Origin of the sequence: Microterricola viridarii (assembly GCF_001542775.1) — a bacterium.
In the GTDB taxonomy this organism is placed as follows: Bacteria; Actinomycetota; Actinomycetes; order Actinomycetales; family Microbacteriaceae; genus Microterricola; species Microterricola viridarii_A.
Genome location: NZ_CP014145.1, coordinates 1,170,936 through 1,185,315, shown reverse-complemented (window position 1 = coordinate 1,185,315; position 14,380 = coordinate 1,170,936). Strand labels below are relative to the sequence as shown.

The following is a 14,380-nucleotide window of genomic DNA, read 5'->3' as shown; positions in this document are numbered from 1 at the left end:
CTCCGACCAGCGTCGCGCCTAGTGTGCCGCGCTGTCCCAGTTGGTTCCGTGCCCGAGCTGGACGTCCAGCGGCACGAGAAGGTCGGCCGCTCCGCCCATGCCACCGCGGACGATGGCCTCGAGCGCGTCGGCCTCGCCGGGCGCCACCTCGAAGATCAACTCATCGTGCACCTGCAGCAGCATGCGGCTGCGCAGGTCCTGTGCGGCGATGTCGTTCTCGATCGTGATCATGGCGCGCTTCATGATGTCGGCGGCTGAGCCCTGGATGGGCGAGTTCAGCGCCTGGCGCTCGGCGGCCTCGCGGTGCACCCGATTCGGGCTGGCGAGGTCGGGGAACGGCCGGCGCCGGCCGAACAGGGTCGTGGTGTAGCCGTCGACCTTGGCCTGCTCGACGACGTGGCGCAGGTAGTCGCGCACGGCGCCGAAGCGGCTGAAGTAGTCGGTCATCAGCTGCTTGGCCTCGCCGGTGTCGATGCGCAGCTGCTTGGACAGGCCGAAGGCGCTGAGACCGTAGGCGAGCCCATAGGACATGGCCTTGACCTTGTTGCGCATCGAGGGCGTCACCTCTGCCGGGTCGACGCCGAAGATGCGCGAGCCGACGAACCGGTGCAGGTCCTCGCCGGCATTGAACGCCTCAATCAGCCCGGCGTCCTCTGACAGGTGCGCCATGATGCGCATTTCGATCTGCGAGTAGTCGGCGGTGAGCAGGGTCTCGTAGCCGTCGCCGACGTGGAAGGCGGCGCGGATGCGGCGGCCGTCTTCGGTGCGCACCGGGATGTTCTGCAGGTTCGGGTCGGTGGAGGCGATGCGCCCCGTCGCGGTGCCGACCTGCACGTAGTTGGTGTGGATGCGACCGGTGGTGTCGATGGCCTTGTCGAGCGTCTCGACGATCTGGCGCAGCTTGGTCGCGTCGCGGTGCTCCAGCAGCAGGCCGAGGAAGGGGTGCGGGTTGCTCTGCTGCAGGTCGGCCAGCGCGCCGGCATCCGTGGAGAAGCCGGTCTTGGTGGCCCGCGTCTTCGGCATGCCGAGCTGGTCGAAGAGCACCTCCTGCAGCTGCTTGGGCGAACCGAGGTTCACCTCGCGGCCGATCTCGGCGAATGCCTGCGCGGCGATCCCGGCGGCCGTCTCTCCGAGCTCCGTGGAGAGGGCGGCGAGCTCGTCGTGACTGACGGCCACACCGCGCAGCTCCATCTCGACCAGCACGGACAGGGTCGGCATCTCGATGTCGTTGAGCACGCTGCGGGAGCCCTCGTCGAGCTGCTCGACGATGCGCGGGGTGACCCACAGTGTGTACCAGGCGTCGACGGGGGCACCGGAGGGTGCGGAGTCGTCGGGCACCAGCTGGTTGACGTCGGGCTGCGGGAGCGTCTCTTCGAGGTAGCGGGCCACCAGGTCGACGAGGGTCTTCTCCTGCCCACCCGGGCGCAGCAGCCAGCCGGCGACGAGGGCGTCGGTGGCGAGGCCGCTGAAGGCGAGCTCCGCGCGGCGGATGGCCTTCAGCTGCCCCTTCGCGTTGCACATGATCTTGGGGGCGTCGCTGGCCAGCCATTCCTCGAACGGCGCGTAGTCACTGCGGCCGGGGATCCAGGGCAGGCTCACCGTCTCGGTGTCGCTGGCGATGCCAAAGCCGATGGCCTTGCCGTCCAACACCTCGACGCTCAGACCGAGGCCGGCCGGGTGGGTGGCGGTGACGCGGTTCAGCCAGCCGCGCAGCTCCTCGTCGAGCAGCGTCTGCGCGGTCGGGGTCTGCGGGATCTCGGCCGCCGCGGCATCCGCGCTCTCGCCGGGGGCTGCGCTCTCTGCGCCCTCGGTGAGCTCCTGCTTGAGCACCCGGTCGAGCAGGCTGCGGAACTCGAGGCGGGCGAAGATGTCGCGCACCGCCTGCTCGTCGATCGGGCCGCGCTCCAGCTCGGGCACCGCGACGGGCAGCTCAAGGTCGGTGACCAGGCGGTTCAACCGCCGGTTGCGGATGGCGTTCTCTTTCTGCTCGCGCAGGTTGTTGCCGACGACGCCCTTGATCTCATCGGCGTGCTCGAGGATGCCGTCGAGGCTGCCGTAGAGGCCGAGCCACTTGACGGCGGTCTTCTCGCCGACCTTGCTGATGCCGATCAGGTTGTCGCTGGTCTCGCCGACGAGGGCGGCGACATCCGGGTACTGCTCCGGGCGGATGCCGTAGCGCTCCTCGACGGCGGCCGGGTCGTAGCGCTTGAGTTGGGAGACGCCTTGCGTGTTCGGGTAGAGCAGCGTGACGTTGTCGTTGACCAGCTGGATGCTGTCGCGGTCGCCCGAGACGACGAGCACCCGGTAGCCGGCCTCCGTGCCACGCACGGAGAGGGTGGCGAGGATGTCGTCGGCCTCGAAATCCTCCTTGGTGATGGTCACGATGTTCATCGCGGCCAGGGCCTCCTGCAGCAGCGGGATCTGCCCGATGAACTCCGACGGCGTCTCGCCGCGGGTGCCCTTGTACTCGGGGTACTCGCGGGTGCGGAAGGAGAAGCGGGAGATGTCGAAGGCGACGGCGATGTGCGTCGGCTTCTCGTTCTTCAGCAGGTTGAGCAGCATCGAGATGAAGCCATGGATGGCATTGGTGTGCTGCCCGTCCCTGGTCTGGAAACTGTCGACCGGCAGGGCGTAGAACGCCCGGAACGCCAGCGAGTGGCCGTCGATGATGAGAAGGGTAGGCTTTTCTGAATCCGACACAGACACAGCCTACAAGCCGCCGCCGACATGGCGAGGGTTGGTATTCGTCTGACTGATTTCAAAGGTGAGCATGAGCGAGACGAACACAGACGCCCTCGATTGGGTCGTCCAGCGCGGAATCGGCGCCCTCGCCGAGAAGATGGGCATCGAGTTCCTCGAGTTCACGATTGAGCGCTCCGTCGCCCGCATGCCCGTCCTGGGCAACACGCAGCCCGCGATGCTGCTGCACGGCGGCGCGAACGTGGTGCTCGGCGAGTCGCTCGGCTCGATGGCGGCCAACCTCTATGCGGGCCCCGGCAAGCTGGCCGTCGGCATCGAGATCAACGCCACGCACACCCGCTCGGCGACCGAGGGCTTCGTGACAGGCGTCTGCACCCCGATCCACCTGGGCCGCACGCTGACCACGCACGAGATCGCCATCAGCGACGAGCAGGGTCGGCGCTGCTGCACCATCCGCATCACGAACTTGATCAAGGACATGACGCCGAAGCAGGCGTAAGCGCCGGTTAAACGCGAAGAGCGGATGCCGGTGGCATCCGCTCTTCGAAGAGTGTCGGTGTTGCTGGTGGAGCTACTTCTTGGCGCTGAGCTGCTCGATGATCGCCTGGGCGACGTCGTGCATGGTCAGACGGCGGTCCATGGAGGCCTTCTGGATCCAGCGGAACGCCTCGGGCTCGGTGAGGCCCATCTTCTCGTTGAGCAGGCCCTTGGCCCGGTCGACGAGCTTGCGGGTCTCGAAGCGCTCGACGAGGTCGGAGACCTCGGCCTCGAGGGCGATGATCTGTGCGTAGCGGGCCAGGGCGATCTCAATGGCCGGCAGCAGGTCGTTCGGCGTGAACGGCTTGACCACGTAGGCCAGCGCGCCGGCCTCGGTCGCCCGCTCGACGAGCTCCTTCTGGCTGAAGGCCGTGAGGAGGACGACGGGCGCGATGTGGCCCTTGCTCAGGCGCTCGGCGGCAGAGATTCCGTCCAGCTGGGGCATCTTGACGTCCATGATGACGAGGTCGGGGCGCAGCTCGGTGGCGAGTGCGACCGCGGTCTCACCGTCACCGGCCTCACCGACGACCTCGAATCCGGCGTCACGCAGGATCTCAACGATGTCGAGACGAATCAGAGACTCATCTTCTGCGACGACGACGCGGCGCGGTGGGGCTGGGGTGATGTCTGTGTCAGTCACAGCGTCAAGCCTACGGTATTCTGATCGAGGTCTTGTGCGCCGGTGTGGCGGAATGGCAGACGCGGAGCACTCAAAATGCTTTGTCGAGAGACGTGTGGGTTCGAGTCCCACCACCGGCACAAACTAGCTTGAAACCCCTGATCGGCTTCGATATTCGCGGCCATCAGGGGTGCTCCCGCAGCTCGCGGCGGAGGATCTTTCCCGCGCTGGATTTGGGGATCGCGGCAAGGAATCGAACTTGCCTCACCTTTTCGTGTGGGGCGACGCGCCCGGCCACGAAACCGACCACCTCCTCCTCGCCGAGGCTCGCCCCCGGCTGCAGCACGACGTAGGCGCGCGGAATCTCCTGCCCGTCCTCGTCCGACACGCCGATGACCGCGGCGTCGGCGATGCCTGGGTGCTCCAGCAGCACGGCCTCCAGCACGGCGGGCGCCACTTGGTAACCCTTGTACTTGATCAGCTCCTTGAGCCGGTCCACGATCCGGTAGATGCCGTCGGCGTCGACGGTGGCGAGGTCGCCGGTGTGCAGCCAGCCGTCGGCGTCGAGCGTCTCGGCCGTCGCCTCCGCGTTGCCGAGGTAGCCCGCCATCACCTGCGGGCCGCGCACCAGCAGCTCCCCCGGCAGGCTGGGGCCGGCATCCGGCACTGCAACGTCGATGCCCGTCTCGGGGTCGACGATGCGCGACTCGGTGTTCGGCAGCGCCAACCCGACGCTGGCCCTGTCGATGTCGGGGCGGGCGTTCGGGATGACGTGGGTGGCCGGGCTCGCCTCCGTCATGCCGTAGCCCTGTGCCACCGTACAGCCGAGGCGTTGGGCGACGGCCTCGGCGAGGGCGCCGGCCAGGGGCGCTGCGCCGGAGAAGACGACCTTGACACTGGACAGGTCGTAGTTGTCGACGATCGGGTGCTTGGCCAGAGCGACGGCGATCGGGGGCGCGATGAACAGCCAGTTGCAGCGGTGTTCGCTCGTGATGCGCAGGAACTCTGGCAGGTCGAAGCGCGGCATGGTCACCAGCACGGCGCGCAGCGTCAGCGCGTAGTTCAGCAGCACGGTGAGCCCGTAGATGTGGAAGAACGGCAGCACGGCGAGCACGCGTTCGCCCCGCTCGACGCCGATCGCCCCGATGCCCTGGGCGACGTTGGCGACCAGGTTGGTGTGCGTGAGCATGACGCCCTTCGGCCGCCCGGTCGTGCCGGAGGAGTACGGCAGCACGGCGATCTGGGTGGCCGGGTCGAAGCTCAGCTCGGGCGGCTGCTCCCCCGCGCCCAACAGCTCGCGAAGCGACGGGTGCCCCTCTGCGCCGTCCAGCACGACGACGTGGTCCGGCGGGATGCCGGCCCCGGCCGCGGCGGCCTCCGCCGTCGCCAGGAACGGCGAGACGGTGAACAGCCAGCTCGCCCCCGAGTCCTTCAACTGCCGCTCGATCTCCTCCGCCGTGTACAGCGAGTTGATCGTGGTGACGACCCCGCCTGCGCGCAGGATGCCGTGGAAGGCGGTCGCGAAGACGGGCACGTTCGGGCAGAGCAGCCCGATGATCTCGCCCAGGATCACGCCGCGCGCGGCCAGCGCACCGGCCAGCGCGTCGATCTGGCCGCGCAGCTGGCCGAAGGTGGTCTCGGCGCCGGAGACTCCGTCGATGATCGCGACGGCGCCCAGCTCGTCGGCGCTCAGGCCGCCGAACACCGATTCGTAGATGCTGACCGCTGGGATACGCACATCGGGCAAGAGGCTTGCTGGCATCGCTGTCTCCTTTGACAGGCCCGCGGCGCTGGCGGCCGCATTGGGCACACCCTACAGCCGCAGCGCCCGGGTACGCCACAGGCCCGGCTCTGTACGAACCGGGCCTGTGTCAACGGGGGCTGCTAGCTGCGCTTGTACGCGGGGCAGCCTCGTTGTGGACGTCACCGACGACATGCACGCGGATGTCGTTGGTCGAGCCGACGATTCCGGGAGGGGAACCGGAGATGACGACGACCTTGTCTCCGACCTGGGCGATGCCCTGGCCGAGAAGCACGTCGTCGACCTGACCGATCATCTGGTCGGTGTGGGTGACCCGGTCGACCAGGTAGGTCTGGATGCCCCAGGTCAGCGCCAGGCGGCGCCGGATGCTGGGCTCCGGCGTGAGGGCGATCATCGGGATGCTCGAGCGGATGCGCGACATGCGGCGGGCCGAGTCACCAGACTCGGTGAACACCACGAGGTACTTCGCGTCGACGAAGTCGGCAACGTCGGCTGCGGCGAGGGTGATCGCACCACCCTGCGTGCGCGGCTTGACGGTGAGCGGCAGGATGCGCTCCAGGCCGTGCTCCTCGGTGGAGTCAACGATGCGGGCCATGGTCTGCACCGTGACGACCGGGTACTCGCCGACGCTGGTCTCGCCGGAGAGCATGACAGCGTCTGCACCGTCGAGGACGGCGTTGGCGACATCCGAGGTCTCTGCACGGGTCGGAACCGGGCTGGAGATCATGGACTCGAGCATCTGCGTGGCGACGATGACGGGCTTGGCCATGCGGCGAGCAAGCTCGACGGCACGCTTCTGCACGATCGGCACGGCCTCCAGAGGCAGCTCGACGCCCAGGTCACCACGGGCCACCATGATGGCGTCGAAGGCGTCAACGATGCCCTCGAGCGCCTCGACGGCCTGCGGCTTCTCGATCTTGGCGATGACCGGAACGCGGCGCCCGACCTCATCCATGATCTCGTGCACGCGGGTGATGTCCTCGGCGTTGCGCACGAAGGAGAGGGCGATCAGGTCGGCGCCGAGCTCGAGGCCCCAACGCAGGTCGTCCTCGTCCTTCAGCGACAGTGCGGGCACGTTGACGGCAACGCCGGGCAGGTTGATGCCCTTGTTGTTCGACACCGTGCCGGCAACGATCGTCTTGGTGGTGACAACGACGCCGTCGGTCGAGACGACCTCGACGCGCACCTTGCCATCGTCGATGAGCAGGAAGTCGCCCGGCTTCACATCGCCAGGGAGGCCCTTGTATGTGGTGCCGCAGATCTCCTTGGTGCCGAGGATGTCCTCGGTGGTGATCTTGAAGATGTCGCCCTCTGCGAGCTCGTGCGGGCCGGCGGCGAACTTGCCGAGGCGGATCTTGGGGCCCTGCAGGTCGACCATCACGGCAACGGCACGACCGGAGTCGTTGGCCGCCTTGCGGACGTTCTGGTAAACGCCCTCGTGCACGTCATAGCTGCCGTGGCTCAGGTTCATGCGGCAGACGTCAACACCGGCATCGATGATCGCTCGGATCTGCTCATAGCTCGATGTTGCCGGCCCGAGGGTTGCGACGATTTTCGCGCGTCTCATTTATGTACTCCGTACTTTGTGCCCGGATGGGCTCAGGATGGGTTCTTGTCGCGGCGGCGGCGATGGCCGTCCCTGCCGCGAGAAGCTTTAGAGGCTGAATCCTCTGTCGGTGGGTTTGACCGGTGAGGGAAGAAGCGTCTCCCCTTCAAGGTACCGGTCTACGGCGGATGCCGCAGCACGACCCTCGGCAATTGCCCAGACAATGAGGGATTGGCCGCGGCCAGCGTCACCGGCCACGAAGACGCCCTCGTGACTGGTCTGGTAGTCGGAACCGCGCTCGGCGTTGCCGCGCTCGTCGAATCCGAGCTCCAGCTGGGGGCCCAGGTGTTCCTGCTCGGGGCCGGTGAAACCGAGCGCCAGCAGCACCAGGTCGGCCGGGATCTCCCGCTCCGTGCCGGAACGGGGTACCCGGCGGCCGTCGACGAATTCGGTCTCCGCCACGCGCACCGCGCGCAGCTGACCGGCCTCGTCCGCGAGGAACTCGACGGTCGAGACGAGGTACTCACGGCTGCCGCCCTCTTCGTGGGCGCTCTGCACCTCGAAGACGAGCGGGTCCATCGGCCACGGCTGGTGGCTCGGGCGGGTCAGCCCCGGCTGCTTGCCGATGGCGAGGTTGGTGACGGATGCCGCCCCCTGCCGGTGCGCGGTGCCGATGCAGTCCGCGCCGGTGTCGCCGCCGCCGAGCACGACGACATGCTTGCCCGCCGCGCTGATCTGGCCCACGACCTCGTCGCCCGCACCGACCCGGTTGGCCTGCACGAGGTATTCCATGGCGAAGTGCACGCCGGGCAGGTCGCGGCCGGGGATGGCGAGGTCACGGGGCACCATGGCGCCCGTGGCGACCACGACGGCGTCGTAGCGCCGGCGCAGCTCGGCCCAGCTGATGTCGACACCGATGTTCACGCCGGGGCGGAAGCGCGTGCCCTCCGCGCTCATCTGGGCCAGACGGCCCTCGATGTGGCGCTTCTCCATCTTGAAATCGGGGATGCCGTAGCGCAGCAGGCCGCCGATGCGGTCGTCGCGCTCGAACACGGCCACGGTGTGCCCCGCCCGGGTGAGCTGCTGGGCGGCGGCCAGTCCGGCCGGCCCAGAGCCCACGACGGCGACGGTCTTGCCGGTGAGGCGGCCGGGCAGGTGCGGCGTCACCCAGCCCTTGTCGAAGGCCTCGTCGATGATCGAGACCTCGACCTGCTTGATGGTCACTGCGGGCTGGTTGATGCCCAGGACACAGGCCGACTCGCAGGGGGCCGGGCACAGCCGACCCGTGAACTCCGGGAAGTTGTTCGTGGCGTGCAGCCGTTCGATGGCCGCGTGGCCCTGGCCACGGTGGGTCAGGTCGTTCCACTCCGGGATCAGGTTGCCGAGCGGGCAGCCCTGGTGACAGAACGGCACACCGCAGTCCATGCAGCGACCGGCTTGGCGCTTGAGCACGGCGGAGTCGCCGGCCTCGTACACCTCTTTCCAGTCCATCAGGCGCACCGAGACGGGGCGCCGGGCGGGGAGCTCGCGCTCAGTTGTCTTCATGAAGCCTTTGGGGTCAGCCACCGGTCACCTCCAGAATTCGATTCCACATATGTGTGCCGTCGGGGTCGATCCCGTCGGCGACCGCCTGTGCCCGGATGCCCTGCACAGCGGCGTAGTCACGGGGCAGAACCTTGACGAAACGCGAAACGCTCTCGTCCAGGTTCTCGAGCATGCGGGCGGCGACGGCGGAGCCGGTCTCCGTCTGGTGCTGCTCGAGCAGGTCCCGCAGGATCTCGCGGTCGGCGCTGCCCAGGTCGTGCAGCTCCAGCTCGCCGCTGGCCAGCGCCTCGGCGTTGACCCGCTCGCGCTTGAGCCCGTAGACGTAGGCGGTGCCGCCGGACATGCCGGCGCCCAGGTTGCGCCCCGTGCCACCCAGGATGAGGGCGAGGCCGCCGGTCATGTACTCGAGCGCGTGGTCGCCGACGCCCTCGACAACGGCGGTGGCGCCGGAGTTGCGCACCAGGAACCGCTCCCCCACGATGCCGCGGAGGAACAGCGAGCCGCTGGTGGCGCCGTAGCCGATGACGTTGCCGGCAATGACGTTCCGCTCGGCCGGGAACAGGCTGCGCCTGTCTGGCCGCACGGCGATGCGGCCGCCGGAGAGGCCCTTGCCGACGTAGTCGTTGGAGTCGCCCTCGAGCCGGAGCGTGATGCCGCCGGGCAGGAAGGCACCGAGCGACTGCCCGGCCGAACCGGTCAGGGTCACCTCGATGGAGCCGTCAGGCAGGCCGTTCACGCCGTGCCGCATGGTCACCTCGTGGCCGAGCATGGTGCCGACAGCACGCTCCGTGTTGCGGATGGGCAGGTCGATGGCGACGTGGCCGCCGCGCTCGATCACACCGGCCGCCTGCTGGATGAGCTGCACGTCGAAGTGCTTCTCCAGCTCATGTTCCTGTTCGCGCGCACTCTGGCGCGGTTCTGCATCCGAGAAGTCCGGGCCGACCAGGATCGGGCTCAGGTCCATGCCCGAGGCCTTCCAGTGGTTGATCGCCCGCGCCGTGTCGAGCAGCTCGTGGTGGCCGATGGCCTCGCCGAGGGTCCGGAAGCCCAGCTCTGCCAGGTACTCGCGCACCTCCTGGGCGATGAACTCGAAGAAGTTCACGACGAACTCCGGCTTGCCGGTGAAGCGCTTGCGCAGCTCAGGGTTCTGGGTAGCGACGCCGACCGGGCAGGTGTCCAGGTGGCAGACCCGCATCATGATGCAGCCCTCGACGATCAGCGGGGCGGTGGCGAAACCGAACTCCTCCGCGCCGAGCAGCGCGCCGATGACGACATCGCGTCCCGTCTTCAGCTGGCCGTCGACCTGCACGACCACCCGGTCGCGCATGCCGTTCAGCATGAGCGTCTGCTGGGTCTCGGCCAGGCCGAGCTCCCACGGGGTGCCGGCGTGCTTGAGCGAGTTGACCGGGCTGGCGCCGGTGCCGCCGTCATGGCCGGAGACCAGGATGACGTCGGAGAGTGCCTTGGCGACGCCGGCCGCGACCGCGCCGATACCGGACTGGCTGACCAGCTTGGTATGGATGCGCGCGGACGGGTTGGCCCGCTTCAGGTCGAAGATGAGCTGCTTGAGGTCTTCGATCGAGTAGATGTCGTGGTGCGGCGGCGGTGAGATGAGCCCGACACCGGGGGTACCGTGCCGGGTGCGCGCCACCCAGGGGTAGACCTTCGTGGCGGGCAGCTGGCCACCCTCACCGGGCTTGGCTCCCTGCGCCAGCTTGATCTGGATGTCGTCGGCGTGGCTCAGGTACATGCTCGTGACGCCGAACCGGCCGGACGCCACCTGCTTGATGGCGCTGCGCCGCTCCGGGTCGAGCAGGCGGTCGAGGTCTTCGCCGCCTTCGCCCGTGTTGGACTTGGCGCCGAGGCTGTTCATGGCGATCGCGAGGGTCTCGTGCGCCTCCTGCGAGATCGAGCCATAGCTCATCGCGCCGGTCGAGAAGCGCTTGACGATGGAGGCGACAGACTCCACCTCCTCCAGCGGGACGGACGGGCGCCGATCGGTGCGCAGGCCGAACATGCCGCGCAGCGTCATGAGCGTCTCGGCCTGGTCATCGACCAGCTTCGTGTACTCGCGGAAGATGTCGTAACGGCGGGTGCGCGTGGCGTGCTGCAGCCGGAACACCGTCTCCGGGTTGAACAGGTGCGGTGAGCCGTCGCGGCGCCACTGGTACTCGCCGCCGGTCTGCAGCCGCTCGTGTGCGGTGACAGCGGCATCCTCCGGGTAGGCGGAGGTGTGTCGCTTCAGGTTCTCGGCCTGGATGACCTCGATGCCGACGCCGCCGAGCTTGGAGGTGGTGCCGGTGAAGTACTCCTCGATGAACGTCTCGTCGAGGCCGAGCGCCTCGAAGGCCTGCGCGCCGGAGTAGGAGGCAATCGTGGAGATGCCCATCTTCGACATGATCTTCAGCACACCCTTGCCGAGCGCCTTGATCACGTTGGCGACGGCCTTCTCCGGCGTGACGTCGGTGATGACGCCGCTGCGCACGAGGTTCTCGCAGCTTTCCATGGCCAGGTACGGGTTCACGGCGGAGGCGCCGTAGCCGATCAGCAGGGCGACGTGGTGCACCTCGCGCACATCGCCGGCCTCGACGAGCAGACCGACCTTCATGCGGTGCTCAGAGCGGGTGAGGTGGTGGTGCACGGATGCCGTCATCAGCAGCGACGGGATCGGCGCCAGGTCCTTGTTCGAGTCGCGGTCGCTCAGCACGATGAAGCGCGCGCCGTCCTCGATGGCCCTGTCCACCTCGACGTTCAGCGCGGCCAGGCGGTCGCGCAGGGCGTTGACGCCCTCGTCGAAGCGGTACAGCCCGCGCACCGTGACGGTGCTCTTGCTGCCCGGCATGGGGTCGATGTGCTGGATCTTGGCCAGCTCGTCGTTGTCGATCACCGGGAAGGTGAGCGAGACCTGGCGGGCGTGCTCCGGGCCGGAGCTGAGCAGGTTGTGCTCGGGGCCGACGGAGCTGCCGAGCGAGGTGACCAGCTGTTCGCGGATCGAGTCCAGCGGCGGGTTGGTGACCTGAGCGAACTGCTGCGTGAAGTAGTCGAACAGCAGCCGCGGGCGCTCGGAGAGCACGGCGATGGGTGTGTCTGAGCCCATGGCGCCGAGCGGCTCAGCACCGAAACGGGCCATCGGGGTGAGCAGCAGGCGCAGCTCCTCCTCGGTGTAGCCGAAGGTGCGCTGGCGGCGCACGACGGATGCCGGCGGGTGCACGATGTGCTCGCGCTCCGGCAGCTCGGCCAGCTTGATCCGGCTTTCCTCCAGCCAGTCGCCCCACGGTTCGGAGGCGGCCAGCTCTGCCTTGATCTCATCGTCTTCGATGAGACGGCCGGCGACGGTGTCGACGAGGAACATCTTGCCGGGGCGGAGCCGCCCCTTGCGCACGATGGTGGCCGGGTCGAAGTCCAGCACGCCGATCTCGCTGGCCAGAACGACGAGGCCGTCATCCGTGATCACGAAACGTCCAGGGCGCAGACCGTTGCGGTCCAGCGTCGCGCCGACGAGCGAGCCGTCGGTGAACACGATGGCGGCCGGGCCGTCCCACGGCTCCATGAGCATGGAGTGGTAGTCGTAGAAGTCGCGGCGTTCCGCGTCCATCTCGGTCTGGTTCTCCCAGGCCTCCGGCACCATCATCATGACGGAGTGCGGGAGGGAGCGACCGGAGAGCGTGAGCAGCTCGACAACCTCATCGAAGGAGGCGGAGTCGCTGGCGCCGGGGGTGACGATGGGCAGCACGGGAGCCAGGTCGCCGAGCAGCTCGGACTCCAGCTGGGACTGCCGGGCCCGCATCCAGTTGCGGTTGCCCTGGATGGTGTTGATCTCGCCGTTGTGCGCGATCATCCGGAACGGCTGGGCCAGCGGCCAGGAGGGGAACGTGTTGGTGGAGTAACGCGAGTGCACCAGGGCGAGCGTCGAGGTGAAGCGCTCGTCGGAGAGGTCGGGGTAGAACGGCTCCAGCTGGAGCGTGGTCACCATGCCCTTGTAGACCAGGGTGCGGCAGGAGAGCGAGGCGAAGTAGATCTCGAGCTCACGCTCTGCACGCTTGCGCAGCCGGAACGTCTGGCGGTCCAGCTCGATGCCGGACAGCGGGGTGCCGTCGGCGCTGCTGCGCGCGCTCTGCACGTAGAAGGCCTGGATGGCGGGCATCGCGGCCCGGGCCAGGGTGCCGACCTCATCGGGCCGCACGGGCACCTCACGCCAGCCGAGGACCGTGAGGCCCTCCTCGCCGGCGATGTCGGCGATGGACCGCTTGATGCCGCTGCGGGCGGTGGGGTCGGTGGGGAGGAACGCATTGCCGACCGCGTAGCGGCCGACGGCGGGCAGTTCGAAGTCGGTTACTGCCCGGAGGAAGGCGTCGGGGATCTGCGTGATGATCCCCGCGCCGTCACCGGTTCCGGCGTCGGAGCCGACGGCCCCGCGGTGTTCCAGATTGCGCAGCGCGTCCAGCGCCGCGGTGATGATGTCGTGGCCTGCCGTGCCGCGGAGGGTCGCGACCATGGCGAGGCCACAGGCGTCTTTCTCGTGCGCAGGGTCGTAGAGACCCTGTCGACCCGGGATTTGACTGAACCTCGTAAAGGTCTGCTGAAACGTCACAGTTGTGCGTCCTCACGCTAGAAAGTGCGAAGGGACGCCGTTGGCCCACGGGTGGGTATCTGCTGTGCCCCTCAAGTGCGAGGGGAGGTGAGCAAACTCTCTGGCTCGGTGAGCCTAGGAGCTGGGGCCGTTTGTGCTTGTGGCGGCGGCGACAGACTTCTGAATGGCCGCGGCTCCATCGCCGTTGTCGTCTTCCTCAGAATCTGCGTTGTCAGATTCTATATCAGCGTCGTCGGCGTTCCATTCACGACCCGGCTGGTACGGGCTGATTTCGACGCCGGTGTGGCGGCGAGACTGCACGATGAACAGCACGATTCCAACGATCACGGCAGCCCAGGCGGCCCAGATGTTGGTGCGCACACCGAGGAACATTTCACTCGGGTCGACCCGGATTGCCTCGAAGAAGCTGCGTCCGAGGCCGTACCAGATGAGGTAGACGGCGAAGGCCTTGCCCCAGCGCAGGGTGAGCTTGCGCTCGAGCAGCAGGATCACGGCGACGCCGGCCAGGTTCCAGATGATCTCGTACAGGAAAGTCGGGTGGAACAGCGTGTCGGCCGGCAGCCCGACGGGGAACGCCGGGTTGCTCTGCGGGATCTCGAGGCCCCAGGGCAGCGTGGTGGGCAGACCGAACAGCTCGGCGTTGAACCAGTTGCCGAGGCGGCCCATGGCCTGTGCCAGCAGCAGGCCGGGGGCGAGGGCGTCGGCGAAGGACCAGAACCGGATGCCGGTCATGCGGCATCCGATGTACGCACCGACGGCGCCACCTAGGAGCGCGCCGAAGATGGCGTTGCCGCCCTCCCAGATGTAGAGGGTGCGCAGCAGGTCGGCGCCGGGGTAGAAGTAGTCGCCGGGGTGGGTGAGCACGTGGTAGATGCGCGCACCGATGATTCCGAGCGGAACGGCCCACAGGATGATGTCGAGCACGATGCCGGGCTCTGCGCCACGCCGGGTCAGGCGCATGCTGGTCATGATCGTGGCCGCGACGATGCCGGCCAGGATGCACAGGGCGTAGGCGTGGATGCGGAACGGACCGAGGTCGAAGTAGCTCCACTCAGGGCTCGGAATGCTCATCGGTGCAAA

8 protein-coding genes and 1 tRNA gene are annotated in these 14,380 nt (G+C 68.1%); 2 read left to right on the top strand and 7 right to left on the bottom strand.

From position 1 onward, the window contains the following. Nucleotides 1-18: 18 nt before the first annotated feature. A complete protein-coding gene (polA, locus tag AWU67_RS05405) occupies nt 19-2,700 on the bottom strand; it encodes a DNA polymerase I (RefSeq protein WP_067227075.1) in 2,682 nt (893 codons plus the stop codon). Nucleotides 2,701-2,770: 70 nt separating this feature from the next. On the opposite strand from polA, the gene AWU67_RS05400 reads away from it, so the two are divergent. Next, on the top strand, nt 2,771-3,199 hold the full coding sequence (locus AWU67_RS05400; RefSeq protein WP_067227074.1) for a hotdog fold thioesterase: 429 nt from the start codon (nt 2,771-2,773) through the stop codon (nt 3,197-3,199). A gap of 72 nt (nt 3,200-3,271) precedes the next feature. Here the strand turns inward: AWU67_RS05400 and AWU67_RS05395 are convergent, their stop codons facing one another. Further along, entirely contained in the window at nt 3,272-3,877 is a 606-nt protein-coding gene (locus tag AWU67_RS05395; protein WP_067227073.1) for an ANTAR domain-containing response regulator, read from the bottom strand. Nucleotides 3,878-3,915: 38 nt separating this feature from the next. Between AWU67_RS05395 and AWU67_RS05390 the strand changes: the two genes are divergently transcribed. Further along, nucleotides 3,916-3,996, top strand: a tRNA-Leu gene (locus AWU67_RS05390). Between the two features lie 44 nt (nt 3,997-4,040). On the opposite strand, the gene AWU67_RS05385 is transcribed toward AWU67_RS05390, so the two are convergent. From AWU67_RS05385 to lgt, 5 genes are all read right to left on the bottom strand, one after another. Further along, a complete protein-coding gene (locus AWU67_RS05385) occupies nt 4,041-5,618 on the bottom strand; it encodes an AMP-binding protein (RefSeq protein ID WP_067227072.1) in 1,578 nt (525 codons plus the stop codon). Nucleotides 5,619-5,727: 109 nt separating this feature from the next. Next, nucleotides 5,728-7,185, bottom strand: a complete 1,458-nt coding sequence (gene pyk / locus AWU67_RS05380; protein ID WP_067227071.1) for a pyruvate kinase — start codon at nt 7,183-7,185, stop codon at nt 5,728-5,730. Nucleotides 7,186-7,272: 87 nt separating this feature from the next. Continuing rightward, complete coding sequence (locus tag AWU67_RS05375; protein ID WP_067227070.1) at nt 7,273-8,730, bottom strand: glutamate synthase subunit beta; 1,458 nt, start codon at nt 8,728-8,730, stop codon at nt 7,273-7,275. Continuing rightward, nucleotides 8,723-13,204 carry a glutamate synthase large subunit gene (gene gltB / locus AWU67_RS05370; protein ID WP_234407369.1) on the bottom strand — a complete coding sequence of 1,494 codons (4,482 nt, stop codon included), beginning with the start codon at nt 13,202-13,204 and terminating at the stop codon, nt 8,723-8,725. Before gltB ends, AWU67_RS05375 begins: the two co-directional genes overlap by 8 nt. A 210-nt stretch (nt 13,205-13,414) precedes the next feature. Further along, complete coding sequence (gene lgt, locus AWU67_RS05365) at nt 13,415-14,371, bottom strand: prolipoprotein diacylglyceryl transferase (RefSeq protein WP_067227068.1); 957 nt, start codon at nt 14,369-14,371, stop codon at nt 13,415-13,417. Nucleotides 14,372-14,380: the final 9 nt, after the last annotated feature.